25 protein-coding genes are annotated in these 25621 nt (G+C 67.0%); 14 read left to right on the top strand and 11 right to left on the bottom strand.

The genetic code is table 11. The features are described 5' to 3' along the window. The first annotated feature begins 13 nt into the window (after window positions 1-13). Genes ACZYYX_RS27925 through ACZYYX_RS27900 form a run of 6 tightly spaced genes read left to right on the top strand, consistent with a single transcriptional unit; the run spans window position 14 to window position 6318 of the window. Entirely contained in the window at window positions 14-970 is a 957-nt protein-coding gene (locus tag ACZYYX_RS27925; RefSeq protein WP_463818087.1) for a carbohydrate ABC transporter permease, read from the top strand. A gap of 2 nt (window positions 971-972) precedes the next feature. After that, window positions 973-1854 (top strand): carbohydrate ABC transporter permease, encoded by an 882-nt coding sequence (locus ACZYYX_RS27920; protein ID WP_463818086.1) that lies wholly within the window; start codon window positions 973-975, stop codon window positions 1852-1854. Then, window positions 1854-2960, top strand: coding sequence for an ABC transporter ATP-binding protein (locus tag ACZYYX_RS27915; RefSeq protein WP_463818085.1), 1107 nt, complete (start codon window positions 1854-1856; stop codon window positions 2958-2960). Before ACZYYX_RS27920 ends, ACZYYX_RS27915 begins: the two co-directional genes overlap by 1 nt. After that, on the top strand, window positions 2957-4084 hold the full coding sequence (locus ACZYYX_RS27910) for an ABC transporter ATP-binding protein (protein WP_463818084.1): 1128 nt from the start codon (window positions 2957-2959) through the stop codon (window positions 4082-4084). Before ACZYYX_RS27915 ends, ACZYYX_RS27910 begins: the two co-directional genes overlap by 4 nt. After that, window positions 4081-5841, top strand: coding sequence for a D-erythrulose 4-kinase (gene derK, locus ACZYYX_RS27905; protein WP_463818083.1), 1761 nt, complete (start codon window positions 4081-4083; stop codon window positions 5839-5841). Before ACZYYX_RS27910 ends, derK begins: the two co-directional genes overlap by 4 nt. 6 nt (window positions 5842-5847) lie before the next feature. Further along, complete coding sequence (locus ACZYYX_RS27900; protein WP_463818082.1) at window positions 5848-6318, top strand: ribose-5-phosphate isomerase; 471 nt, start codon at window positions 5848-5850, stop codon at window positions 6316-6318. A 1-nt stretch (window position 6319) separates the two neighbouring features. Here ACZYYX_RS27900 and ACZYYX_RS27895 read toward each other — a convergent pair whose 3' ends face one another. Further along, a complete protein-coding gene (locus ACZYYX_RS27895) occupies window positions 6320-6910 on the bottom strand; it encodes a TetR/AcrR family transcriptional regulator (RefSeq protein WP_463818081.1) in 591 nt (196 codons plus the stop codon). An 85-nt stretch (window positions 6911-6995) separates the two neighbouring features. Between ACZYYX_RS27895 and ACZYYX_RS27890 the strand changes: the two genes are divergently transcribed. Both ACZYYX_RS27890 and ACZYYX_RS27885 read left to right on the top strand, forming a co-directional pair. Further along, a complete protein-coding gene (locus ACZYYX_RS27890) occupies window positions 6996-8237 on the top strand; it encodes an FAD-dependent monooxygenase (protein WP_463818080.1) in 1242 nt (413 codons plus the stop codon). Further along, window positions 8234-9661 (top strand): MFS transporter, encoded by a 1428-nt coding sequence (locus tag ACZYYX_RS27885; protein WP_463818079.1) that lies wholly within the window; start codon window positions 8234-8236, stop codon window positions 9659-9661. The genes ACZYYX_RS27890 and ACZYYX_RS27885 overlap by 4 nt, the downstream gene beginning before the upstream one ends. A 308-nt stretch (window positions 9662-9969) precedes the next feature. On the opposite strand, the gene ACZYYX_RS27880 is transcribed toward ACZYYX_RS27885, so the two are convergent. Both ACZYYX_RS27880 and ACZYYX_RS27875 read right to left on the bottom strand, forming a co-directional pair. Further along, window positions 9970-10341: a DUF1330 domain-containing protein gene (locus ACZYYX_RS27880; RefSeq protein WP_463818078.1), complete on the bottom strand. Its 372-nt coding sequence runs from the start codon at window positions 10339-10341 to the stop codon at window positions 9970-9972. Window positions 10342-10417: 76 nt separating this feature from the next. After that, window positions 10418-11668, bottom strand: coding sequence for an HNH endonuclease signature motif containing protein (locus ACZYYX_RS27875; protein ID WP_463818077.1), 1251 nt, complete (start codon window positions 11666-11668; stop codon window positions 10418-10420). A 175-nt stretch (window positions 11669-11843) separates the two neighbouring features. Here ACZYYX_RS27875 and ACZYYX_RS27870 point away from each other — a divergent pair, with 175 nt between their 5' ends. Beyond that, window positions 11844-12710 carry an EamA family transporter gene (locus ACZYYX_RS27870; RefSeq protein ID WP_463818076.1) on the top strand — a complete coding sequence of 289 codons (867 nt, stop codon included), beginning with the start codon at window positions 11844-11846 and terminating at the stop codon, window positions 12708-12710. Window positions 12711-12728: 18 nt separating this feature from the next. Continuing rightward, on the top strand, window positions 12729-13085 hold the full coding sequence (locus ACZYYX_RS27865; protein ID WP_463818075.1) for a hypothetical protein: 357 nt from the start codon (window positions 12729-12731) through the stop codon (window positions 13083-13085). Window positions 13086-13087: 2 nt separating this feature from the next. On the opposite strand, the gene ACZYYX_RS27860 is transcribed toward ACZYYX_RS27865, so the two are convergent. The 4 genes from ACZYYX_RS27860 to ACZYYX_RS27845 all read right to left on the bottom strand — a co-directional run bounded on the left by ACZYYX_RS27860 (window position 13088) and on the right by ACZYYX_RS27845 (window position 17199). Continuing rightward, on the bottom strand, window positions 13088-13945 hold the full coding sequence (locus tag ACZYYX_RS27860; RefSeq protein ID WP_463818074.1) for an ABC transporter permease: 858 nt from the start codon (window positions 13943-13945) through the stop codon (window positions 13088-13090). After that, the gene (locus ACZYYX_RS27855; protein ID WP_463818073.1) at window positions 13942-14817 is read right to left on the bottom strand and encodes an ABC transporter permease; all 876 of its coding nucleotides are present in this window, start codon (window positions 14815-14817) and stop codon (window positions 13942-13944) included. The genes ACZYYX_RS27860 and ACZYYX_RS27855 overlap by 4 nt, the downstream gene beginning before the upstream one ends. Before the next feature lie 4 nt (window positions 14818-14821). Continuing rightward, entirely contained in the window at window positions 14822-16006 is a 1185-nt protein-coding gene (locus ACZYYX_RS27850; protein WP_463818072.1) for a polyamine ABC transporter substrate-binding protein, read from the bottom strand. A 71-nt stretch (window positions 16007-16077) separates the two neighbouring features. Next, window positions 16078-17199, bottom strand: coding sequence for an ABC transporter ATP-binding protein (locus tag ACZYYX_RS27845; RefSeq protein ID WP_463818071.1), 1122 nt, complete (start codon window positions 17197-17199; stop codon window positions 16078-16080). A gap of 369 nt (window positions 17200-17568) precedes the next feature. On the opposite strand from ACZYYX_RS27845, the gene ACZYYX_RS27840 reads away from it, so the two are divergent. Then, complete coding sequence (locus ACZYYX_RS27840) at window positions 17569-18009, top strand: type II toxin-antitoxin system Rv0910 family toxin (protein ID WP_463818070.1); 441 nt, start codon at window positions 17569-17571, stop codon at window positions 18007-18009. A gap of 19 nt (window positions 18010-18028) precedes the next feature. Here the strand turns inward: ACZYYX_RS27840 and ACZYYX_RS27835 are convergent, their stop codons facing one another. After that, entirely contained in the window at window positions 18029-19459 is a 1431-nt protein-coding gene (locus ACZYYX_RS27835; RefSeq protein ID WP_463818069.1) for an MFS transporter, read from the bottom strand. 111 nt (window positions 19460-19570) lie between these two features. Here ACZYYX_RS27835 and ACZYYX_RS27830 point away from each other — a divergent pair, with 111 nt between their 5' ends. Both ACZYYX_RS27830 and ACZYYX_RS27825 read left to right on the top strand, forming a co-directional pair. Further along, on the top strand, window positions 19571-20980 hold the full coding sequence (locus tag ACZYYX_RS27830) for a purine-cytosine permease family protein (RefSeq protein WP_463818068.1): 1410 nt from the start codon (window positions 19571-19573) through the stop codon (window positions 20978-20980). Between the two features lie 58 nt (window positions 20981-21038). Beyond that, on the top strand, window positions 21039-21518 hold the full coding sequence (locus ACZYYX_RS27825; protein WP_463818067.1) for a TspO/MBR family protein: 480 nt from the start codon (window positions 21039-21041) through the stop codon (window positions 21516-21518). Here the strand turns inward: ACZYYX_RS27825 and ACZYYX_RS27820 are convergent. Together ACZYYX_RS27820 and panD are read right to left on the bottom strand one after the other, a co-directional pair. After that, entirely contained in the window at window positions 21515-22822 is a 1308-nt protein-coding gene (locus ACZYYX_RS27820) for a lysine N(6)-hydroxylase/L-ornithine N(5)-oxygenase family protein (RefSeq protein ID WP_463818066.1), read from the bottom strand. The two genes, ACZYYX_RS27825 and ACZYYX_RS27820, sit on opposite strands and share 4 nt — an antisense overlap. Further along, the gene (gene panD, locus ACZYYX_RS27815) at window positions 22822-23229 is read right to left on the bottom strand and encodes an aspartate 1-decarboxylase (RefSeq protein ID WP_463818065.1); all 408 of its coding nucleotides are present in this window, start codon (window positions 23227-23229) and stop codon (window positions 22822-22824) included. Before panD ends, ACZYYX_RS27820 begins: the two co-directional genes overlap by 1 nt. Before the next feature lie 215 nt (window positions 23230-23444). Between panD and ACZYYX_RS27810 the strand changes: the two genes are divergently transcribed. Further along, window positions 23445-24434 (top strand): iron-siderophore ABC transporter substrate-binding protein, encoded by a 990-nt coding sequence (locus ACZYYX_RS27810; protein WP_463818064.1) that lies wholly within the window; start codon window positions 23445-23447, stop codon window positions 24432-24434. Between the two features lie 50 nt (window positions 24435-24484). On the opposite strand, the gene ACZYYX_RS27805 is transcribed toward ACZYYX_RS27810, so the two are convergent. Continuing rightward, on the bottom strand, window positions 24485-25621 hold a 1137-nt coding region (locus ACZYYX_RS27805; RefSeq protein ID WP_463818063.1), incomplete at its 5' end, for a thioesterase domain-containing protein.

The raw sequence follows: 25621 nt of genomic DNA, 5'->3' as shown, positions 1-25621 counted from the left end.
AGCTCTGGCATCGATGACGACTCAGACATCCAAGGCGCCTGCGGCGTCGCCGCGGCCCGATGCCTCGGCCGGCGCACGCAAGCTCCCCGAGGTGCCGACCTGGCGCCGCAAGTTGCGGCCCTATCTGCTGTCGATCCCCGCCCTGGTGATCGTCATCGGCATCCTCTACCCGTTCTTCGTCGGCGCGTACTACGCCTTCCTCAACTACGCTGCCGTGAACCCGAATCCACACTTCGTGTGGTTCGACAACTTCGCCTCGGTCCTCGGGGACCGGGTGTTCTGGCAGAGCGTGAAGGTCACCGCGATCTTCGCCATCGCCGCCACCGCGATCGAGACGGTGCTCGGCGTCGGGCTGGCCCTGCTGCTCAACCGGTCCAGCATCATCGGCAAGATCTTCGAGAAAGTCCTGATCCTGCCGCTGATGATCGCCCCGGTGATCGCGGGCGTCATCTGGAAGCTGATGTTCAACCCGCAGTTCGGCATCCTCAATCACGTTCTCGGCCTGGGCAACACGTTCGACTGGCTGTCGGCGAGCAACGCCCTGTTCTCGGTGATCCTGGTCGACGTGTGGATCTTCACCCCGTTCGTGGCGATCCTCGTGCTCGCGGGCATCAGGTCCCTGCCCAAGGAGCCGTTCGAGGCGTCCGACGTCGACGGCGCCAGCTGGTTCTTCATGTTCCGCAAGCTGATGCTGCCGATGCTGTGGCCCTACATCCTGGTCGCCGTGATCTTCCGGTTTATGGACAACCTCAAGGTGTTCGATCACATCTTCGTGCTGACCGCGGGCGGCCCCGGCGTGGCCACCCGCACCCTCCAGATCGGCGCCTTCGAGGACTCGATCATCAACCTGGACTACTCCCGGGGCAGCACCTACATGCTGCTGCTCTGGATCATCGTGTTCATCACCGCGCGCTACCTGGTGAGCGTGCTCGGAAAAGCGCAGCGCCGCGCTGCCGGAGCGGAGTCGTAATAATGGCCCTCAACCTGTCCCGAGCCGAACTGCAACCCGGTCAGCGGCGCTGGTCCATCGGCGCCGTGGCCGCCGACGTCGGTCTGGTCATCTGGTTCGTCTTCTCGCTGTTCCCGATCTTCTGGATGCTGATGCTGGCCTTGAAGAACGCCGAACAGCAGACGACGACGTACTTCTCGTTCAGTCCGACATGGTCGAACTTCGCGACGGTGGTGTCCGACAAGGGCACGCAGATGACGAGCGTGGACTTCAAGGCGTCGCTGCTCACCAGCCTGCTCAATTGTGGTGGCGCGGTGATCGTGTCGCTGGTGATCGGCATCCCGGCCGCCTACGCCGCGGGCCGCTGGCAGTACCGCGGCAGCAACGACCTGATGTTCCAGATGCTGTCGTTCCGATTCGCCCCCGAGCTGATGGTGATCGTGCCGCTGTTCGTGATCTACAACCAGATCGGCCTGTTCGACACCAAGGTCGGGATGATCTGGGTGCTGCAGCTGGTCACCATGCCGCTGGTGGTGTGGATTCTGCGGTCCTACTTCCAGGATCTGCCCGCGGATCTGGAGCAGGCGGCACTCCTCGACGGCTACACGCGCCGGCGCGCCTTCCTGATGGTGGCGCTTCCGATGGTGCGCCCGGGTATCGCGGCGGCAGCGCTGCTGGCGTTCATCTTCGCCTGGAACAACTATGTGTTCCCGCTGATCCTGGCCGACAGCAACGCCGGCACCGTCACCGTCGCCATCACCAAGTTCCTGGGCGGCGGCGGCCAGGCGTACTACAACCTCACGGCTGCCGCGGCGTTGATCGCCGCGCTGCCACCACTCGTCCTCGCACTGACGATCCAGCGATACCTGGTGCGGGGCCTGTCATTCGGGGCGGTGAAAGCCTGATGGCCACGGTTACGATCACCAACATCTGCAAGACCTACGGCAAGGACGTCCGCGCGGTCGACGGCATCTCCCTCGACATCGCCGACGGCGAGTTCTTCGTGATCCTGGGCCCCAGCGGCGCCGGCAAGACGACCACGTTGAAGTCGATCGCCGGACTCGTCGACGTCGACTCGGGTTCGGTGTCGATCGGCGGAGTGGACATGACAGCGGTGGAGCCCTACCACCGCAACGTGGCGATGGCGTTCGAGAGCTATGCGCTCTACCCGCAGAAGACCGTCGCCGAGAACCTGGCGTCGCCGCTGAAATCGGGTCGCACAGGCACGTACTCGGAGGCCGAGCGCACCAAGCGCATCGACCAGGTCACCACCACGCTGGGCATCGATCACTTGAAGAACCGGTTGCCCCGGGAACTGTCGAACGGTCAGCGCCAGCGCGTGGCGCTGGGTCGGGTGCTGGTCCGTCCGGCCGATGTCTACCTGCTGGACGAGCCGCTGAGCCATCTGGACGCGAAACTGCGTGCGGCCATGCGGGCTGAGCTGAAGCAACTCGGCGCGATGTCGAACACCACCACGATCTATGTCACGCACGACTACCAGGAGGCGCTGGCGCTGGGTGACCGCATCGCGGTGATGCGCGAGGGCCGGCTCATGCAGATCGGTACACCTGAGGAGATCTGGCGCCGGCCCGCGGACACGTTCGTCGCGCGCGCCCTCGGCCAGCCCGAGATCAACCTGCTCGACGGTGTCGTCGACGACGGCCGCATCCGGCTGGGTGACGGTTCGCTCGACGTGCCGGTACCTCCGGACGTGAACTGCGAGCGCGGCACCCGCGTCCGAGTCGGATTGCGCCCGTGCGATATTCACGTGACCAGCCGGGAGGGTTCGTTACGCGGGCGCGTCCAACTCGCTGAGCGACTCGGCCGCAACATCGAGCTGACCGTCGACGTGGGCGGGGCGCAGTTGATCGCACTCACCTCCGGACGCCACGGAGTCGGTGAGGGAGACGACATCACGATGCGCATCGCCGAGTCCGACGTGCACGTGTTCGCCCCGGGCGACGGGGACACCAGCCGGTTCAGTGACCAGACCCTGGAGGCAGTGCAGTGAGCGTCGCGACGGACAACTCCACTCAGCAGGGCGCGCAGAGCCTGACGTTGCGCGACCTGGTGAAGACCTACTCGTCACGCGGCCGCGATGCGGTGACCGCCGTCAAGGGCATCGACCTCGACATCCGGCCGGGGGAATTGGTGGCGTTGCTCGGCCCGTCGGGGTGCGGCAAGACCACCACGCTGCGGATGATCGCCGGGTTGGAAACGGTGACCAGCGGGTCGATCAAGATCGGTGAGCGTGAGATCTCCCAGTTGCCCGCTGCCAAGCGCGGGATCGGCGTGGGCTTCGAGAGCTACGCGTTGTATCCGCCGCTGTCGGTACGCGACAACCTGCTCTACGGACTGAAGGCCCGCAAGGTCAAGGGCGCCGAGAAGATGGTCGCCTCGATCTGCGACCGGCTCGAGATGAACGATCTGCTGTCGCTGCGGCCTGCCAGCCTGTCCAGCGGTCAGAAGCAGCGCGTGGCACTGGCCCGCGCGCTGGTGCGCAACCCCCCGGTGCTGCTGCTCGACGAGCCGCTGAGCCACCTCGATGCCTCCGCACGCAACCGCGTGCGACGCGAATTGAAGGTGCTGCAGCGCGAGTTCGGCTACACGACGATCGTGGTCACCCACGACCAGGTGGAGGCACTGTCGCTGGCGGATCGGCTCGCCGTCATGGACGGTGGCGTCGTGCAGCAGTTCGGAACGCCCGACGAGGTGTTCGACGACCCGGCCAACCTGTTCGTCGCCGGCTTCGTCGGTGAGCCCGCGATCAACGTTCTGCCCGGCGTCGCGAGGGTGCGCGACGGCCGGGTCCACGTCGAGATCGGCTCTGGCGCAGGATCTCTGGCAACGTCGGCGACCTCGGTCAGTGACGGTACCGCGGTCACGGTCGGCATCCGTCCGCAGGATTGCGCGCTGGCCGAACGGGGCACCGACGGCCTTGCTGCGACCGTCGCCTACTTCGAGCACCTACTGGAGTTCGGCCTGGCGACCACGACGGTGGCGGGCATCGAGGACGGTATCGTGGTGCAGACCCCGGCCGAAAAGAGCCACGAACCCGAGCAGCACGTTGCGGTGACGGCGCCGGCAGAACGGGTCTACCTGTTCGACGCCGACACCGGGGAGCGACTGCGATGACCAAGCTGTACAACGACCCCGCCCGGTTCACCGAAGACATGCTCGTCGGGTTCCTGGACGCCAATGCCCGCTACGTCGCCGGAGTGCCGGGCGGTGTGGTGCGTGCCCATCAGACCCGCCCGGGCAAGGTCGCGGTCGTCATCGGAGGCGGGTCGGGCCACTACCCGGCGTTCTGCGGGACGGTCGGTGTCGGGTTCGCCGACGGTGCGGTGGTCGGCAACATCTTCACCTCGCCGTCGGCGGAGGAGGCCGCGTCGGTGGCTCGCGCCGCCCACGGTGACGCGGGCGTGCTGTTGACCACCGGCAATTACGCCGGAGACGTGATGAATTTCGGCCTCGCGGTGACACAGTTGCGCGGTGAGGGCATCGATGCCGAGTACTTCGCCGTCACCGACGACGTCGCCAGCGCGCCCCGGGGCGAGGAAGCGAAAAGACGCGGTATCGCCGGTGATTTCACCGTGTTCAAGTGTGCGAGCGCCGCGGCCGAGGAGGGCCTCGATCTGGCGGGTGTGGTCCGGGTCGCCGAAGCATCGAACGCGGCGACCCGCACGCTGGGCGTGGCGTTCGACGGCTGCACGATGCCGGGTGCCGACCATCCCCTGTTCACAGTGCCAGAGGGCACGATGGGCGTCGGCCTCGGTATCCACGGCGAGCCGGGCGTGGCCGACGAGCCGATGCCGACCGCCGAGTCGCTCGCTGAAACGCTGGTCGACGGTGTGCTCGCCGATCGTCCAGACGCGACGTCCAAGCGGCTGGCGGTGATCCTCAACGGCTTGGGCCGCACCAAATACGAAGAGTTGTTCGTGGTGTGGGGGACGGTGGCGCGGCTGCTGCGGGATCGCGGCTTCGAGATCGTCGAGCCCGAGGTGGGCGAGCTCGTCACCAGCCTCGACATGGCCGGCTGCTCGCTGACCGTGATGTGGCTCGACGACGAGCTCGAGCGGTACTGGACCGCGCCGGCCGACACCCCGGCCTATCGCAAGGGCGCGCCGGCCACCGGGGACGCGGCTGCGACCACCGCAGAACGACGCAGTGCCCAGGAGCTGCAGGCGAATTCGTCGACGCCGGCGTTGGACGAGCTCGCCGATGACGAGGGTCGCCGCGGTGCGCAGGTGGTGCTGCGTTCTTTGACTGCGATGGCCGGCATGCTGGCCGAGGCGGAAGACGAGCTCGGTCGCATCGACGCCGTCGCCGGTGACGGCGACCACGGCAGGGGAATGGTCAAGGGCAGCTCGGCCGCCTGTTCGGCAGCGCAGCGCGCGGTCGATGCGGGCGGTGGCCAGGGATCGGTGCTCGCCGAGGCAGGCAAGGAATGGGCAGCCAAAGCCGGCGGTACGTCCGGGGTGTTGTGGGGCGCGTTGTTGTCGGCCCTCGGCGCACGACTGGGTGACACCGGCCGCCCCGCCGGTGACGCGGTGTCCGGCGGAATGCGCGACGGCTACGACGCGTTGGTCTCACTCGGCGGCGCGTCGCCGGGGGACAAGACGATGCTCGACGCCCTGCTGCCGTTCGTCGACGACTTCGAACGGCGGGTCGCCGACGGCACACCGTGGCAGGAGGCGTGGGGCGCGGCAGCCGAGGTCGCGGCCGAGGCCGCGAAGGCCACAGCCGACATGCGCCCCAAGGTGGGGAGGGCCCGGCCGCTGGCCGAGCGCAGCGTCGGCACCCCCGACGCCGGCGCGACGTCGCTGGCCATGTGCCTGCGCACCGTCGCGGACACGCTGAATTCGACTCGCACAACAGCGAAAGGGAAGTGACCCGCCATGGCAGGGCTCCGCATCGTCGTCGGCTCCGACGACGCCGGCTTCGACTACAAGGAAGCACTCAAAAACGATCTGCAGGCTGACGACCGGGTCGCCGAGGTCACCGATGTCGGGGTGAGCGCCGAGGAGAACACGGCTTACCCGCACGTCGCTGTGGCCGCCGCCCGCATGATCGCCGAGGGGAAGGCCGACCGCGCACTGCTGGTCTGCGGAACCGGGCTGGGTGTGGCGATCAGCGCGAACAAGGTGCCGGGTATCCGGGCGGTCACCGCGCACGACAGCTTCTCGGTGGAGCGTTCGGTGCTGTCGAACAATGCCCAGGTGCTGTGCTTCGGGCAGCGGGTGATCGGCCTCGAACTGGCCCGCCGGCTCGCCAAGGACTGGTTGGGTTACGAATTCGACCCGACGAGCGCCTCGGCCGACAAGGTCGACGCGATCTGTTCGTACGAACCGGCGCAGGCCAGCAGCTGAGTCACCGCCGGCTCACCAGCGGCAGGAACACGTCGTCGACGATCTCGGTGATGGTGTCCCGCGGTACCGCGGCCATCGTCATGAACAGTTCGTGGCGCAGTAGGTCGGCGGGCAGATTGAGGATCCGGGGCGGCGGCATGCTCGCCAATTCACCTCGTGCGACAGCGCGTTCGGCGATCTGCGCCATGATGCTCGGCCCGTCGGGGACGAACAGCGCGCGTAGCTTTGCCGGCGATCCACCTGCCTCGTCGTAGTAGGCGCCCAGGAGGGCGGCGAACAGCCCCATCGTGCGCGCCCGGCGATCGTTGAAGTCGGTGAGCACCGCAAGGACGTCGCCGCGGAGTGTCCCGGTGTCCGGGACGGGAATCACGTCGATCTCGCCGCGACGGCGGATCACGGCCTCGAGAAGATCCAACCGCGTCGGCCAGCGGCGGTACACGACAGACCGTGCGGCCTGTGACCGGGCCGCCACCGCCTCGATCGTGAAGCCCGCGTAGCCGGCGTCGAGCAGCTGCTCCCAGCCCGCGTCCAAGATCGCGGACTCGAGTTCAGCGCCGCGTCGCCGATGGGTGACTGTCACCTTAGAGGACACTTGCGTAGCTTAACGCACAGAGCTAGCGTGTCGAGAGTAAGCAACGCTCCTGTAGCTTATTTCATCCGACATGTGTGGGGCTCTCATGACACGTAAAGCTCTGATCTCCGGCGCGAGCATCGCCGGCCCTGTTCTGGCCTTCTGGCTGGCCGAGGCAGGCTGGCACGTCACGGTCGTCGAACGCGCAGACCAATTGCGCACCAGCGGTTATCCGGTCGATGTTCGCGGTACCGCCGTCGACGTGGTCACCCGCATGGGCCTTCATGAGCGGCTGGTCGAGCATCGATACCGGCACGTGCCGGTGGACCTGCTCAGCCCGCGCGGGCACTCGTTGTGCACGCTCGATTACGGCAATCTGCTCGGCTCCTCGGGGGACGGTGACGTCGAGATCTCCCGGCGAGAGCTCAGTGAGGTGTTGTTCCAGGCGACCGCCGACCGCGTCGAATACGTGTTCTCCGAGTCGATCACCGCGCTGCGGGAGTTCGACGACGGGGTGGAGGTGACGTTCGAACGCCGTCCCGCCGAGATCGTCGACGTGGTGATCGGCGCCGACGGTATCCATTCCAATGTCCGCGCGCTCGCCTTCGGGCCCGAGGCGCGCTATCTGCGTCACCTCGGGCCGTACGTGGCGGTGTGGGACCTGCCTGAGGCGGCCTTCGCGCCGGGAACCGGTTACTTCTACTCGCATCCGGGACGCACGGTTCTGGTCGAACGCTCTGCCGACGGTGCGCCGGGTCGGGCGTTCGCGACGTTCGTTCACCCGGCGCCGGGAACCATCGACCGCCACGACGGCGCGGCATTGGTGGGTGCGTTCCGCGAGGCATTCGCCGACGATCGTTGGCGCACAGCCGAAGTCATCGACACGATGGCTGACGCCGGTGATCTCTACGTCGACACGGTCAGTCAGGTGCGCATGCCGCACTGGAGCTCTGCTCGGGTCGCGCTGGTCGGCGATGCGGCGTACGCGCCGGCGTTCCTGTCCGGGCAGGGCACGAGCATCGCGATCGCGGGTGCGTACGTGCTGGCCAGTGAGCTGTCCGCGCACGAGAGAGCGCGGGATGCCTTCGCCGCCTACGAGCACCGGATGCGCGAGTACGTGACGATGAACCAGGACCTGGCGCTGCGCACCGACGGTACGGTCCTCGTGCGAACGCCCGCTCAGCTGCTGCGTCGCAACGTGAAGCTGTGCGCCGTGCCGTGGTTGCAGCGGCTCGGACTGCTCGGCCTTCTGCAGGGGCCCCTGCGGACCGCCGCGACGAGCCTGGCGCTACGCGACCACGATCTGAACCGTCGGTCAGAGACATTGCCACGCAACGCTCGCCGATGAACCGAATCGTCGGGTGGGCAGTGATTCTGGTCCTCGCCAATGTCGTGGCCGATGTCGTCGTGGGATCGCCGATGATGATCATCCCGCAGTTGCTCGATCGCTTCGACACCGACGAGACGGCCTGGTTGACCACAAGCGCGCTGCTGGCCGGCGCCGTGTGGTCGCCGCTGCTTGCGAGGGCCGCCGACCTACACGGCAGGCGCAAGGTGATGGTCTTCACTCTCGGGTTAGCCTGTGCGGGAGCGCTTCTTTGTGTCGCTGCGTCGAGCCTGTGGGTGTTTCTGATGGGCCGTGTTCTGCAGGGCGCCGCGTTTGCCGTCGTTTTCCTGTCGGTGGCTCTTGTGATGAATGTGTGCTCCACGCAGGTGGCGACCGTCATGGTGGGTTTCGTAACCTCCGCCTCGTCCGTAGTGGGAATCGTCGAGCCGGTGGTGATGAAACCGATCATCGACGCATTCGGTCCTCGCAGCGCTTTCGTCGCCGCAGCGCTGCTCGCGGCGGTGTCCGCACTGGGTGTGCGCATGCTCGTCCCGGAATCGTCCATCCAAAGCGGAGGTCGCCTCGACGTCCTCGGGGCGCTTCTTCTCGGTGGCGGGCTGAGCGCGCTGTTGGCCTGCGTCAGCCTCGGCGCCGACGCCGGTTGGTTGTCACGCGAGATGGTCTACCTCATGGTCGCGGGCGGTGTTGCGATGAGTGCATGGTCATTTCGTTCGTCGCGGATCGCTGATCCGATCATCGATCTGCAAGTGGTGAGCGGTCGTCTTGTGCTCACCCTGACGGCTCTGCTGTTGGCGGCCGGGGCCTTCCGATCCATGCTGCAGCTGATGGGTGTCATCGCCTACGTGTCTGCCGAGCAAGGCCTCGGGTACGGCCTCGGTTCTGGGGAGGCGGTCGCCGCGCTGTTCGCCGTTGCGAACCTCGGGATCGCGGTCGGAGGCGTGGGCGCCGGGTGGCTGGCCCTGCGTGTCGGTTCCGAAGTCGCGCTGCTGGGCGGCATTGCGATCGGGGCGGCGGCGACCTGTGCGATGACGGTCGGTGTGTCGGCGCTGTCGGTGGCGATGGTCTGCAGTGCGCTGATGGGGGTGGCGGCGGGCGCCATCGGTGCCGCCGGGTACACGGTGGCGACAGGCAGCGCTGCTGAAGGCAGCCAGGCTATGGTCGCAGGGTTGGTGTCCGTCGTGATGGCGTTGGGCTCGGTGCTGGTGACCATCGTGGGCACCGAGATCCTCGAAGCGACGAGCGTTCCTGATGCATCGTTTTCCGGTGCCCCGGTCAGCACAGCGACGGGCGTCCACGTGTACGTCTCGACCGCAGGAGTGCTGCTCGCGCTCGCCGCGGTGCCAGCGACTGTGCTCGCTCGCGGCCGTGGGCCCCGGCCCTGCCGCGACGGTAGCCGGCGACTCGGTCAGGCACTCAGTAGCTGATCGCAGATCATCTGGTGTTCCTTATCGACCGAAATCGGCTGAAGCACAACGGAGTTAGCGCCGCACTCGGTCAGCTGGGTGATCGCCTCGCGGCACGTCGTAGCGTCACCCGAAACAGTCCCGCCCCGCTTTGCGGGAGACGGCTGACCGACTCCGATACTTCCCGTAGGCACGTCGTCAAGCTGCTGACCATCGTCGGCTGATCCGGGCGAGGCGAACAGGCGCAACGTGGGAAGACATCGCTACGGGCACTGCGCGGTCTGCAACACCGGGCTGGCCGGAACGCGCCCTTGACGCTGGCACGGCACCTACGCGGGGGCCGGGATCGTCGCCTGGAGCACCGCCTCGACGAGCGCGTCAGCGCGCAGGTGTTCGAAGCGCTGATACTCCGGATCGTTGATCATGTCGACGAAGTGCTGACGGCTGGGGTAGCGCACGAGGGCCACCATGTCCCAGTCCTGGCCCGGTTCTGCGGACAGCGCGACGCCACCGCTGCCGACGTAGAGCACATCGACGCCGTACTTCGATTGCACGCCGGTGCTTTCGAACTGTGCGATGTATTCGAGGTAGGTGTCCCGGCCGCCGTCAGGGCGGAAGCGAAGAAGGTTCAGCATCACCACGGGGCCGCCGCTGTCCTCGCTGATGTACGAATCCAGTGCCGTGGTGTCGAGCGTGATCATGGTCTCTCCTCGTTGTCGGTACCCCACCCGCACACTAGGCAGGGGTACCGACAACAACGCGTGGCCGATCGGAGCGTCAGTCAGGTGGCGGTGGTTCGTAGGGCTGGTACCACCACCAGTTGGCGCGTTCGCCGGTGGGCCCGGGACACGGTGCGACGTCCGGTGGGGGTTGGGTGGGTGGCCGGGCCAGGGAGGCTGAGGTGAGGGTGTGGCCGGCGGCGTCGGTGACGACGAGGTGGTCGGCGGGTCCGGTGATGGTGATCAGGCCGCGGTGATGGGCCCGATGGTGATACGGGCAGACCAGCGCGAGATTCCACAGTTCGGTGGGTCCGCCGTCCTCCCAGTGGACGAGGTGGTGAGCGTGCAGCCCGCGCGTGGCCCCGCAGCCGGGCACCACACAGCTGCGGTCGCGATGCTCCAGCGCACGGCGCAGCCGCCGGTTCACCGTGCGAGTCGTCCGCCCGGCCCCGATCACCTGCCCCTCGCGGCGGAACCACACCTCGCATGTGGCGTCGCACGTCAGTTCCCGGCGTTCGGCATCGGTGAGCGCCGGACCCAGATGCAGCGCCGCGACATTGTCCGCGACGTCGACGTGCAGGACGACGGTGGTGCGCTGCCCATGCGGCCGCGTGGAAGCCTCGGCATCCCAACTCATCTGGACCAGCCGCAGGAACGCCGCCGCCATGCTGGGAACCGGTGCCCGCTCATCCGGATCGCCGGTGTTCCATTCCGCCACAAGAGCGTCGCGATGGGATCCCAGAGCAGCTTCGAACGCTGCACTTTCCTTGTGGGGTAGCGCGATCTGCCAGTACGTGTACTGCTCATCAGTGCGCGAGGTTATCGATGGGACCGGCCCCGACTCGGACGCTGGCTCGTCCTCGTCGTCATGGAGGTCGTCAGACGCGGGTGCGGGCTCGGGCTTCGGTTGCATGCTCAGTGCGGTGCGCAGCTGAGTCACGGTCGCGCACTGGGCCAGCGTCGCGAAGTGATCGTCGGAGCCGGGCAGTCCGCGTTCGGCGATCGCCCCGACCTGGTCCACAGACAGCCGACCCTCCGCCAATCCTGCGATGCACCGGGGGAATTCGTCGTAACGGTGGGCGATTGCGGCGATGGTGTGCGCCCGCGACGGCGACACCCCGGCCTTCCACGCCAGCCAGCCTGCCGTCGACCGGGCCCCGGCCGCCGCCCACAACTGATCCCGGTCGATCTCCGCAGCGATCTCCACGATCTGCGCATCGATCGCGTTGCGCTGCCCCGTCAACTCCGCCAACTCCTCATGCAGCACCGACAACCGCTCGTCGATGGCGAGAGAACTGATAGGGGTCATGCCTTCAACCTGCCGGCGCCATCCGACATCCAGCCGCCCAACCCACCGCCCGACCGCGTCCGCCTGGGGATGAAAACAGCTCCTGGGGACAACTCCTGAACGTCCGGGAAATACGAACGGTATGTCCGTCAGAATCAGGTGGACCGCAACAGTCGGCGTCCCGTTCAATGCAGACATGACTTCGCAAGGGGCACGGTCGGGCGCCACGATGGCAGTTGGCGCAATGGCCTGCGTGCAGCTGGGCCTGGCGTTCGCCGTGACGCTCATCGACGACATCGGCGTGGAAGGCGTCGCGTGGCTGCGCCTCATGTGGGCCGGTGTCCTTTTGCTCGTCATCGTGCGCCCGCGGTGGGCGGCGTTCACGCGCCGTTCCTTCCTGATGTGCGTCGTCCTCGGCGTCGTCACAGCTGGAATCACGTTGCTGTACATGGCAGCTATCGCCCGCATTCCCCTCGGGACGGCCAGCGCGCTGGAGTTTCTCGGCCCGCTCGCGGTCGCCGTCGCTCGCGGGCACGGCCGCGGTCGGCTGCTGTGGCCGGGTCTGGCGGCGGTCGGCGTCGTCCTGCTGACCGAACCGTGGAGCGGCACCGTCGACCAGGTCGGCGTCGCCTACGCTCTCGGCTCCGCCGTGTGCTGGGCCGGCTACATCCTGCTCACCCAGAAGGTGGGCGACGAAGTTGCCGGCATCGCGGGCCTCGCCGTGTCGATGCCGGTCGCGGCTTTGTTCGCCACCGCTGTCGTCGGCCCGACCGTGATTCCCCGGATCGACGCCGACATCCTGCTGCTGGGCCTCGGCTTGGCCATCCTGCTCCCGGTGGTGCCGTTCGCGCTCGAGCTGTTGGCGCTGAGGCGCCTCACCACCGCGGCCTTCGGCACGCTGATGAGCCTGGAGCCTGCGTTGGCGATGCTGGTAGGTCTGGTGATCTTGCACCAGGTGCCGGGGCCGTTGGGCGTGTTCGGCGTCGCCTTCGTGGTCGCCGCGGGCGCCGGCGCTGCCCGCTCGGGGGCCCGCGCCCAACCTGTGCCTCTGGAGGTCGGCTGAGCGGTTACCGTGTCAGACATGGGCAGAGGAATCTTCGGCTCACCCGTGGTGGGCCTCGTCAACGGCGGCGCGGCTCGCCTGATCCACGCCCCGGTGATCGGTCCACTGGTGCGGCGCACCATGGTGGTCATCCGATACACCGGGCGGCGATCGCACCAGACGTTCCAGACGCCGGTCAGCTATCAGCGCTCCGGTGACGAGGTCGTCATCCGCGTGATGGCGCCCGACCAGAAGACCTGGTGGCGCAACTTCACCGGCGTCGGCGGTCCCATCACACTGACCGACTTCGACGGTGCCGATCGGACCGGTCACGCGGTGGCGCAGCGGGATGATCGCGGCCGCGTGACGGTCCGGGTGCGTCTCGACGCGAGCTGAGCTCAGGCCTCGAAACGCTTGCGGCGGTATAGAGTTCCGATCGCCAGCAGAACCAGGCTGATCACCAGGATCGCGGTGGCCAGCACGTTGATCTGCGGCGGCACGGCGGCCTTGACCGCGGCGTTCACGTAGAGCGGATAGGTCACCGTCGAGCCGCTGACGAAGTAGGTGATGATGAAGTCGTCGAGTGACAGGGCGAACGACAGCATCGCCGCGGCGACGATGCCGGGCACGATCAGCGGCAGAGTCACCTTGAAGAACGTGCGGGCGGGGCTCGCGCCCAGATCCAGCGATGCGTCTTCGAGGGTCCAGTCGAAGCCTCGCACGCGTGCCCGCACAGTCATCGCGATGAAGCTGACCTCGAAAGCGATGTGCGACAGCAGGATCGTGGTGTACCCGGCAGCCCAGCCCAGATCGAGGAACAGCGTCAGCAGCGCCGCACCCATCACGACCTCGGGCGCGGTCAGCGGAAGCACCAGGAAGGTGTCGACCGCACCTTGGCCACGCCAGCGCTGGCGCACCAGCGCGATCGCGACCAGCGTGCCCAGCACCAGCGCGACGGCCGTCGACACCGCGGCGACGTTGAGGCTGAGCTTGAGCGCTTCGGTCAGGGGTGGATATTTGAACGGGTGCGCCCAGTTGTTCAGCGTGAAGCCCTGCCAGCTGTAGTTGAACTTTCCGGCCGGCTTGTTGAAGGAGAACAGGATGATCACGAAGATCGGCAGGAAGAGGTAGAGCAGCACCAGCCCCGCCGAGATCCGCAGGAGCAGGTCACCCCAATTGCGCCGCGCCCTGACCTTTTTCGCGGTGGGCGTCCGCTGTGCCGCGGTGGCGACCGCTGCGCCGGCCTGGGTCGTCATACCAGGTCCTCCGTCCCCAGCGCACGCGTGTAGAGCAGCACGCCGACCAGGATCAGCAGCATCAGGCCAAGGCTCAGCGCGGCCGCCGCGGGATAGTCCTTGACCACCAGGAACTGCTTCTGGATGACGTTGCCGATCATCGTGGTCTGCGTGCTACCCAGGTAGTCGGCATTGATGAAGTCGCCGACCGCGGGAATGAACACGAGCATGCTGCCAGCCAGCACGCCCGGCATCGACAGCGGCAGAATCACCTTGCCGAAACTTCGCCCGGCCGAGGAGTACAGGTCCTTGGACGCCTCGAGCAGCCGCGGGTCGATCTTCTCCAGGCTGACGTAGAGCGGCAGGATCATGAAGATGATCCAGTTGTAGGTGAGGCCGCCGATCACAGCCCAACTGGTCGAAAGCAGCCGCCCCTCCTCTGGCAGCAGACCCACCGCACCCAGCGCGCTGACCACCCAACCCTCGTCGGCCAGGATCGTCTTCCATGCGATCGTGCGGATCAGGAACGTCACGAAGAACGGCAGGATCACCAAACCCAGCAGCAGGTTCTTGTAGCGGCCTGCCTTGAACGCGATGACGTACGCCAGCGGAAACGCCAGCAGCAGACACAGGATCGTGGCGGCGAACGCGTAGCCGAACGACCGGAAAATCTGGTCCTTGTAGAGCACGAACGCGTCGGTGAAGTTACCGAAGTTCCAGCCGAATTGGAGCGTCGGCATGAACACCGAGCCGCCGGTCGTGGACAGCGAGGTGCGGGCCAGGGAGAAGAACGGCACGACGAAGAACACCGCGAGATACACGAGCGCGGGCAAGACCATGAGGTAGGGAGCGATCTTGCTCCGCTGCCTGCTGCTGCTGGCTACACCGGCCATCGGCTCAGCCGCCGGTGACGGCGGCGTAGGCGGTGTTGTACTCCTGCGTCTGCTCGTCGGTGAGCGGAGCCCAACCCTTCGACTTGTCCAGCGTCTCCTTCGACGGGTTGATCAGCGGGTTCTTGGCGGCGGCCGGATCGACCTTCTCCAACTCTTCGGTCATGTCCGACAGCACCGGCACGTACTGCACGAAGGCGACCAACTTGGCGTAGTTCGCCCGGTCGTAGACGTAGTTGATCCACGCCTCGGCGGCCTTCTGGTTCTGGGTGGTGTAGGGGATCACCATCGTGTCGACGAACGTGGTGGCGCCGGACTCCGGGACCACGAACTGCAGATCGGGGTTGTCGGCCTGCAGCTGCACCACATCGCCCGAATATGCTTGTGCGACAGCGATGTTGCCGGCGGCGAGGTCGTCGGCGTAGTCGTTGCCGGTGAAGCGGCGGATCTGGCCCTTGTCGTTCTGCTCGCGTACCAGGTCGATCGCCTTCGTCACGCTCTCGGAGGTGGGGTTCTCCGGCGAGTTGCCCTGCGAGAGCATGATCATGCCCAGTGCATCCTGCGAATCGGAGAACAGACTGACCCGGCCCTTGAACGCCGGATCCCACAGGTCGTTGATGGACGTGATGTCCCGGCCCGTGGCCGCACGGTTGTAGGCCAGCCCGACGAGTCCCGACATGTAGGGCGCGGTGAACTTACGGCCCGGATCGACACTAGCTTCCAGCAGATCGGGGCGGATGTTCTTCTTGTTCGGCACGCCCTCGTCGCTGATGTCGTTGAGCCAGCCGAGTTGATGCAGCCGGGTCGCCATGAACGACGTCGGCACCGCCAGATCGCAGCCGATGTCCTGCTTGCGCGACAGCGGTTCCTTGACCTTGGCGAACCACTGCTCGTTGTCGTTGAAGTCTTCCTTGTAATCCACCGTGATGCCCGAGGCCGTCTGGAACGCTGCGACGAAGCCGTCGGCCATGTAGAGCGGCCAGTTCGAAATGCGCAGTGTGCCACTGGCCGGGCCGCTGTCCTGGCTGCTCGAACTGGCGGTGTTGCTGTCGGATCCGCCGCAGGCGGCCAACACGGTCGAGCCGAGGCCCAGAGCCGCGGCAGCAGCCGCGCTGCCGCCGAGGAATCGGCGGCGCGACGTGCGGTTCGCGGTGAGGCGGGCGAGCAGGCGGGGGTCGAACTCGGGGGACATGGCGAGGCGTACCTTTCGTCGGGTCCAGAGAAGGGGTGGGGTCGAAACGGGTGGGTCGGCCCGCGGGACGATCAGGAGTCGTCGAGCATCTCCTCGAGGTCCTCGGTGGTGGGGATGTCGGCACCGGGCAACACCAGCGACGCCTCGGGTGCCCACCCCACATGGACCTCGTCACCGGGGCGCAGCATCGGCAGATCCTGCTCGGGCCCCACATGGGCGATCACCGTGGACTCGTCGGGCGCGGCCAGCGACAGGCGCACCACCGGTCCCTGGAAGGTCAGGTCTGTGACCGTGGCGCGCACCGAGGCGACGTCGCCGGTCGGGGCGTCCATCGACACGCGAACGCGTTCGGGTCGCACCATCAGCGTGGCGTGGCCGCCGGGTTCGATCGTGGTGTCACCGGGGCGTGCTTTGAGCGTCGAACCGAGCACATCGATCTCGACGAAGTCGCGATTGACGCGGCCCGTCTGCCGCCCGGCCCAGAGGTTGGCCTGGCCGATGAAGCTCGCCACGAAGACCGTCGAGGGCCGGTCGTAGATCTCGGTCGGAGAACCGATCTGGTCGACGTTGCCGGCGTTCATGACCGCGATGCGGTCACTCATCGTCAGCGCCTCTTCCTGGTCGTGGGTGACGTAGATGAACGTGATGCCGACTTCGCGCTGAATGCGTTTCAGCTCGAACTGCATGGCGTGGCGCAGCTTGAGGTCCAGGGCGCCCAGTGGTTCGTCGAGCAAGAGCGCGCTGGGGTAGTTCACCAGCGCCCGCGCGAGCGCGACGCGCTGCTGCTGTCCGCCTGACAACTGGGAGGGCTTGCGTTCGGCGAAGTCGGTCAGCCGGACGATCTCGAGGAGCTCGTCGACGCGCTTACGAACTTCCTGCTTGTCCTTCTTCGTGCTGCGCGGTCCGTAGGCCACGTTGTCCCACACCGTCATGTGCGGGAACAGCGCGTAATGCTGGAAGACGGTGTTGACGTTGCGCTTGTTCGGTGGCGTCTTCGACACGTCGCGACCTTCGAGCCGGATGGCGCCCTCGGTCGGCGTCTCGAATCCCGCGATCATCCTCAGCGTGGTCGTCTTGCCGCAGCCGGAGGGGCCCAGCATCGAGAAGAACTCGCCCTGGGCGATGGTGAAGTCGGCCTCCGAGACGGCGACGTAGTCGCCGAAGCGTTTCGTCACGTGGTCGATCTCGATCACGGGGCCGCTCTTGGCGCGGGTCGCGTCGCGTCCCGCAGACCCTGACGTCTGGTCTGCTGCGGTGGTGTGTGTGCCGGTCAGGGCGGATCCTCCTCGAACGTCGGCCGTCGTGGCCGTAGTAAACCTTCGCGGATCGCGCCGCCCTTCGCAACCGTTTCCGCAACGAATTTACATTCTTACAATGGAATCCTTCGCCCAAACCGCAATCAGTTGCGAGAACCGGCGCGATTCAGGATTTAGAGACGCGGGCCACTCACGCAGGACCGGGGGCGCTGCGGCCGGCGAACTTCGTTATCTGTATGAGTCTGCCGCTCGGCTGCGGCCTTTGTCGCCGTTTACCGCCCGTAGCCCGCGGGGTAGTGAAGGGCCATGGCCGCAGTCGATGTATCCGTGAGCTCGGATCTGAGCCCCGAACGGGCATGGACCCTGGCGTCTGACCTCAAGCGCTTTGACGAGTGGCTGACGATCTTCGGAGGCTGGAAGAGTCCGGTGCCCGACGAGATCGAGGTCGACACCCAGGTCTCCTCACTGATCAAGGTCAAAGGTTTCCGCAACACCATCCATTGGCGCGTGACGCGCTACGACGAGCCCAAAGCAATCGAGCTGATGGGGAACGGACGCGGGGGCGTGAGCATCTCGCTGAGTCTGACCGTCGACCCCCACGACGCCGCTGGAACGCGGGGATCGTCGTTTCGCGTGGTGGCCAATCTGTCCGGCGGTCTGCTCAACACGCCGGTGGGGAACGTCGTCGCCCGGGTGATCAAGGGCGATGTGAAACGTTCGGTGTGCAACCTCGCCGAACTGCGCTGAGCCGACCGGAGCTGCCGGGTCACCCCCACTCGTGGTTCATCGCCCGCGTCTGGAAGCGGGCGTCCGGCGCGGGTGGCGCTGCCCGGGGCCGCGAGGCGGCGATCAACACCATCGCGAGGAGCGCGGTGACCGCACCCGCCGCGAAGATCACGACGAAGCTGCTCTCGAGCGGGACACCGGTCGAATCGGTGCGGCCCAGCAGCACCGCGACCACCGCCGCAGCGGTGGAGCTGCCGACGGTGCGCGCGATCGCGTTCATGCCCGTCGCCACGCCCGTCTCTCCGGCGTCGCTGTCCCCGACGACGAGCGCGGGCAGCGCGCCGTAGCCGAGACTGATGTAGCCGTTGGCCAGCACGCTGGCGATGATCACCTGCCACGGCGTGGAGTGCACGAAGGCTGCCAACACGAACCCGACGATGCCGGCCATCGCGGCGACGACCAACACGGGGCGCGCGCCGAACCGATCGATGAACCGGCCACTGACCAAGGCGACCACGAAGCCGGTGACAGCTCCGGGTAAGAGGTACACGACGCTCGCCTGCAGCACCGTAGCGTCGAATCCATAGCCGTCCGGACCGCCCGGCATCTGGACGAACTGCGTCAAGCCGAGGAACGCGAAGTACAGGCCCATGCCGACGAACACCGTGGCCACATTGGTCAGCAGCATCGAGCGCCGGGCCAGCATCCGGGTCGACACCAGGGGCTGGCTCACCCGTCGCTCCCACTGCCACCAACCCACGAGCACGACCACGCCCCCCGCCAGGCAGGCCACTGTCCGCGTCGAGCCCCACCCCCATGAATGGCCTTGCGTGATGGACAGCAGCATCGCCGACAGGCCCACCGCGAGGCCCAGTGCACCGACCCAGTCGATGGTGCCTGCAGTGGAACGCGGTCGGTTGGGCACGACAGCGATCACGATCGCGAGGACGAGCACGCTGAAGCCGGTGGTCAGCCAGAACACGCGGTGATACCCGGCGTCGCCGCTCATCAGCAGACCCACCACGACCAGACCTGCGCCACCACCGAAGCCCAGCGTTCCCGACAGGACGGCCATCGCCGATCCGATGCGATGCTCGGGGAGTTCCTCGCGCAGGATCGCGATGCTGATCGGATACAGGGCGAACGAGGCCGCCTGTAGGACGCGCGCCAGGATGAGCAGCGGCAGCGAGGTCGTCGTCGCCGCGAGGAGCGAGCCGGCGAGGACAACGGCGAGCACCGTGAGAAGCACGTGCTTCTTGCGATGCAGATCGGCGAGGCGGCCGATCAGCGGTGTGGCCGCCGCCGCGGCGAGCAGATTGGCGGTGACGACCCAGCTGACCGCGACCGTGGATGCGCCCAACTGGTCGGCGATCACCCCCAGCACCGGCACCACCGCGGTCTGCAACACCGCCACGGTGAGGACCACCACACTGAGTCCGACCACGAGCAGACGAGGCGCACTGTTGGCCACGCCCCCTCCGATCGTTAGCACGTCTTGATTCGTGTTCGATTATGGACTCTTCTCCCGCGAGGTCGGCAACCCGGGACGCCGCGGGTGGGGCGTCCGTGATCGAATGTGGCCATGGCTCAAGGAAGCTCGCCGCAGGTCCGATCCGCCGCACTGACCGGGCCGGTCTTCACCGGCCATCGGCCGTCGGGCGCCGGCGATCTGTCGATGGAGACGCACGGCATCGCGCCCATTCCGACCGATCAGCGCTACGGCGGTCCCGGCCGGCTCTTCACGGTGTGGTTCGCGCCCCAGGTGAACATGACGGGAGTCTTCACCGGCACGTTGGCGATCGCGCTCGGCCTCGGATTCTGGCTGGGCATGCTCGCGATGCTGATCGGCACTCTGCTCGGGTCTCTGGTCGTCGGTTACCTCTCGACCTGGGGGCCGCGCACCGGCGCCGGTCAAATGCCCAACGCGCGGATGGCTTTTGGCGGGACGGTCGTAGTCCCCGCTGCGCTGCAATGGATTTCGTCCATCGCATGGGATGCGCTGGTCGGCCTGTTCGGTGGCGAGGCGTTGTCGGTGTTGCTCGGGATTCCGTTCTGGGCAGCGGTGCTGATCGTGCTCGGGGTACAGGGCGTGGTCGGCGTCTTCGGCTACGAGTTGATCCACCGGTTGCAGGCCGTCCTGACGGTGGTGTTGTTCGTGACGTTCGTCGTGTTCACCGTCAAGTTGATCGGCGGCCATGACATCGTTGCGCCGGCCACCGCGGCCGGCCCGGACCTGGTCGCCGCGTTCGTCCTCGAGGTGACGATCGCGTTCAGCCTGGCGGTGTCGTGGGCCACCTACGCCGCCGATTTCAGTCGCTATCTGCCCGCCGATGTCTCGCGGGCCAAAGTGTTCGCGTTCACGACGGCGGGACTCCTGCTGGCCTACGCGTTCGTGCAGGGCATCGGAATCGCGGCGGCCGAACTGGTGGGTGAGCAGACCGCCGAAGGTGTGCGCGCGGTGATGGGCGGGGGAGCGTTGGGGGCCGTGGCGCTGCTGGTGATCGCGATAGCATCCATCGGGTCCGGGGTGATGAACGACTACAGCGGGTCGCTGGCCCTTCAGACCGTCGGCGTCCGGGTGCGTCGGCCGATCTCTGCGGTGATCGTCACCGTCCTCGCGTTCGCTCTGATCCTGTGGCTGCATGCGGCGGACACCGCGCAGCGCTTCACCGACGTCCTGCTGCTCGTCAGCTACTGGATTCCGGCGTTCGTCGTGGTGCTGGTGATCGACTGGCGGCGCCGAATGGCGGGGCGCGACATCGTCGATCCTGCCGAGGAGTCCACCAACAGGCGCGACGCGGCCGCGGCGCTGATCGTGTTCGTGCTCGCCTACGTGGTCGCAGTGCCGTTCATGAACACCACCCTGATCCACGGACCGATCGCGACAGCCTGGCACGGTGCCGACATCGCCTATTTCGTCAACGCGGCGGCAGCGGCCGTGCTCTACGGCGGCTACCGAATCGTCACCGCTCGAGGTGCCGCGCTTCGGTAGCGTCGGTGAATAACGCCGCCAGCAAGGCCGCCGGAAAGGCCGCCGGAAAGGGTCACCGATGCCCTCGAACACTCTCGCCAAGACCTCCGGCGCAGCGCTCGCCACTGCCGTCGTCGGCGGGCTGGCCAGCAGGCCCGCTCAGTCGCCCTGGTACGCGCGCCTGAAGAAGCCGTCCTTCCAGCCTCCGCGGCAGGCGTTCCCGATCGTGTGGCCGATCCTCTACACCGACATCGCGGTGGTGTCGGCCTCGACGATCGATGCCCTCGAGGAGCAGGGCCGGCATGACGAGGCACGCGCCTACACCCGAGCGTTGACGGCCAATCTGGTGCTGAACGCCGGATGGAGTTGGATCTTCTTCAATCAGCGCCGGCTCGGCGCTGCCGCGGTGGCAGCGGCGGCTTTGGCCGTCAGCAGCACCGATCTGGCGCGCCGGGCCGCGTCCGTACAGCCTGCCGCGGGTGCGGCGCTGGCTCCCTATCCGCTGTGGTGTGCCTTCGCGACGGCGTTGTCGACCCGTATCTGGCAGCTCAACCGCTAGGGGCGGCTCAGTTCCACTTCCCGCTGATGGGCCGACACCGTCCGGCCGGCGCCGATCGACGCCAGGATCTCTCCGCTGCGGATCGCGATGTTCGACAGCAGCGATGAGGTCAGTCCGTGGGTGTGCTCGGTGTTGCCCTGGACGTAGAGCCCCCCTGCGGTGGGTGGCTCGGTGACGAGCCGATAGTCACGCGAGACCGCGGGACGCCCGTCGTGATAGACCAGATCGGCGTGAAGGGGCCCGAGGATCGCGCCGAGCGCGGCTGGTGTGAATCCGGTCGCGTAGATCACTGCGTCGCAATCGATTCGGTCGATCCGGCCGGACGGATGGTGACGGATGTCGACCGAGATCCCGTCGTCGCGTTCGTCTGTTCCGCACACGCTGGATGCGCCGCGGAGGTACAACCGTCGTGGTCCGGTGACCCGCTCGGCGTACTCGCGGGCGTACAGATCCTCGATCAGCGGCATGTCGACCGCGGAGTAGTTGGTGCTGCGATGGTAGTCGAGCAGCTGGCGCCGGACCGGCGGGCTGGCGCTGTAGAAGTCGTCGACAGCGTCGGGATCGAACACGCGGTTGGCGAACGGGCTGTCGTCAGCGGGACTGTAGCCGTACTTGGCGAAGACTCCGTGCACCTCGGTCGAGTCGATGTCGTGCAGATACGCACAGACCTCGGCTGCGCTCTGCCCGGCACCGACGACGACGAACCGGTTGTGGCGTCTGGTCGGTAGGCGATCGAGGTCGTGAAGGAAGTTGTGGTTGTGGATCTTTCGCGGCGACGGGGTGACGTCGGGCGGCAGTTGGGGTTGGAGCCCGCCGGCGATCACCACGTTGCGGGCCCGCAGGGTCCCGGCGTGGGAGCCCGTCACCTCGATCTCGAAGAACTCGCCGGCATCGCGGACCGCGGTGACGCGTGACCCGTAATGCACGGGGGACGCGACCTTGTCTGCTGCCCAGCGCAGATAGTCGTGGAACTCCACGCGTGTCGGAAAGAACGTCTTGTAGTTGATGAACTCGGTCAGGCGGCCCCGGTCGGTGAGGTAGTTCAGGAACGTGAACTCACTGGTGGGGTTGCGCTGGGTGGCGAGATCTTTGAGGAACGAGATCTGCATGGTCGCGCCCGGAATCAACATGCCGGTGTGCCAACCGAACTCCGCCTTGGCCTCCACGAACTGAGCCGTCAGCGGTACGGCGGCGGTGTCGTTGTGTTCGCGTAGCGCGATGGCCAGCGCGAGGTTGGACGGGCCGAAGCCGACGCCCACGAGGTCGAGCACCTGCTCGGTCGACGGTCGGTCGAACGTTGTCATCACGCTCCTGCCATCTGGTCGAGCGCGCCGGGGACGGGTTCGGACGGGTCCGTTCCCAGGCCGACGATGCGGTTGGCGGTGTCGACGTGGACGACCGCACTGCGGTGACGTTCCAGGTCGGACTGCGCGACGCCGACGAACGACATGATGATCACCAGATTGCCCGGTGAGATCAGATGTGCTGCCGCACCGTTGATTCCGATGATGCCCGAGCCGGGCTCCCCGGTGATGGCGTACGTGACCAGTCGTGCGCCAGAGGTGACGTCGACGACGTGCACCTGCTCGCCTTCGATGATCCCCGCGGCGGACATCAGATCCGCGTCGATGGTGATCGAACCCACGTAGTGCAGGTCGGCCTGGGTGACCGTCGCCCTGTGGATCTTGCCTCCGAGCATTGTGCGCAGCATTTCACCTCCAGTTGTCAAAATAAGGCTAGCCTATGTTTATTGATCTGCAAGACCTACGTCCCCGGTCACACGGCGCCAAAACTGTTGGCGGCCAACGCGGCCGAATGTCGAGCGGTGCGCGGACATGCAGACGCAACGCAACCAGCGGCTAGTAAGTTATGCGAGGCTAAGCTAATCTGCTCGCGCGATCTATACCGAACGAAAGGGACACCAGCGTGACCGAGCAGCAACATCGAGGGCGCCGCAGAGGGCGTGCCGCCGCGACCGTACTGGCAGCGTTGCTGCTCGTCGCCGCGCTGGTGGGCTGTGGGTCGTCGTCGACCGAGACGCCGCAGGCGCAGACGGTGACGATCGCCCACAAATTCGGCGAGACGAAGGTTCCTGCCGACCCGAAGCGGGTCGTGACCGTCGGCTGGACCGACCAGGACTTCGTGCTGCCTTTCGGGGTCATTCCCGTCAGCACGCGGGAGTTCTTCACCGAGTACAACGGCTACCCCTGGGTCAAGGCGGCGACCGACGACAAGGGTGTCACCACCTGGGGTGCCGACACGATCGACTTCGAAGCCATCGCCGCGCAGAAGCCGGACGTGATCTTCGCGATCTACGAGACGATCGACCGCCAGACCTATGACAGGTTGTCGTCGATCGCGCCGACCGTGATCCAGTCCGGCGACTACGCCGACGAGGAGACGCCGTGGGATGTCCAGCTGCTCACCACCGGAACGGCGCTCGGAAAGAAGGACCAGGCGGAGAAGCTCGTCGCGGAGGTCAAGGGCAAGATCGCCGATGCGCGGTCCGCGCACCCCGAATTCGAGGGGAAGACGCTCGTCGTGGACTTCGGCCCGGAAAACGGCGGGCACTATCTGCTGCCCGAAAACGACCCTCGCCGTTCGCTGTTCACCGCGCTGGGCTTCAAGACCCAGGATGTCCACGGTGATGTCAGCGAGGAACGGCTCGACCTGCTCGATCGCGACGTGTTGTTCGTCAACGGTGCCACGCAGGAGCAGATGATGTCCTCGCCTGCATTCTCCCGGCTGGGTGTGGTCCGTGACGGACGGACGCTGTACACCACATTCGAGTCGAACCTCAGCGGTGCGCTGACCTACAGCGGCCCCCAGGCGCTGATGTACGCCCTCGACGTGCTCACCCCGCAGTTGGCCAATGCTCTTGCGGGTCGGCCGGTCGCCGACCTCGCCAACGCCTGACCGCAGCCTCGACAGACCCCGCCGGCGCACTGCCGGCGGGGTTTGTCGTGTCAGGACCCGTCCTCGCGCGTCAGCATCGCGACCAGCGCCGGGCCGTACTCGTCGAGGGCTGCGATGTCGAGGAGGTCGGAGTGTCGGAACGGGACCGGCACCGCGGTCAGTTCGCCGCCGACGTGCGGCCGCCAGGCCGGTGATGCCGTTCCCCACTGATCCACCTCCTCGGCCGCGTCGACGAAGAACACGTCGCCGTCGTAGCGGCCGTAGTCGGCGTCTGCCGTGAAGTGTTCTGCGGCAATGTAGTTCTCTATCGCCGCCGCGACGTGCTGGTCGTCGAGCACCGTGATCGCGTCGCCCTGGGACTTCATCAGGTCGATGGCCTGCTCGACGGTGATCCTGTCCTCCGGGTGGACCGGGAAACCCATCTCGGCGAGTACACGGGTCAGGACCGCATCCCGATCCAGTGTGCGGCCCGCCTCGGTGACTTCGGGGTAGGAGTCCAGCATCCCGAGGAATCCGATGCGCCGACCACGCCGACGGAGCGCCTGCGCGGTCATCAGCGCGACCGCGCCACCGAACGACCACCCGAGTAGACGGAGGGGCCCGGTGGGAGCGATCGCCTCGATGCTGTCGGCATAGCTGGCTGCCAGAGTGGTCAGGTCGCCGGGCAACTCGCCACCCGAGAACAGCGGTGACTGCAAGGCGTACAGCGGGATGTCCTTCGGGAGAACATGTTTGAGCCCTGCGTAGGGCCATCCCAGGCCACTGGCCGGGGGCAGGCAGAACAGCGGGGCTGCGGTCCCCGTTGCGCGCAGCGCCAGGACCGGTGCGAAGCTCCCGGCGCCGGCGCTGTCGGAATGCCCCGACAACAGGGCATCCACCGCCGCGACGCTCGAGGCGACCATCAGGTCGGCGACCGACAGGTCCTCTGCCGGACCGGCGAACTCCCGGCGCAACGCCGAGGCAAGCCGCACCAGGAGCAGAGAATGTCCGCCCATTTCGAAGAAGTCGGCGTCGATCGAGTCCACCGACGTACCGAGCACATCACCGAAGAGGTCGCATAGTCGACGGTGCCGCTCGGTAGTGGGCGGGCGACCTCCGCCGCCGGTGACCACCGGGTCGGGTAGGGCCTTGCGGTCGAGCTTTCCGCTGGGGGTGAGGGGGAAGGCGTCGACCCTGACGAACGCCGC

The sequence above is a fragment of the Mycobacterium sp. IDUB_1 genome (genome assembly GCF_055419625.1).
Note: the sequence above shows the minus strand (reverse complement) of the source record. Positions and strands in the feature narration are given on the sequence as shown.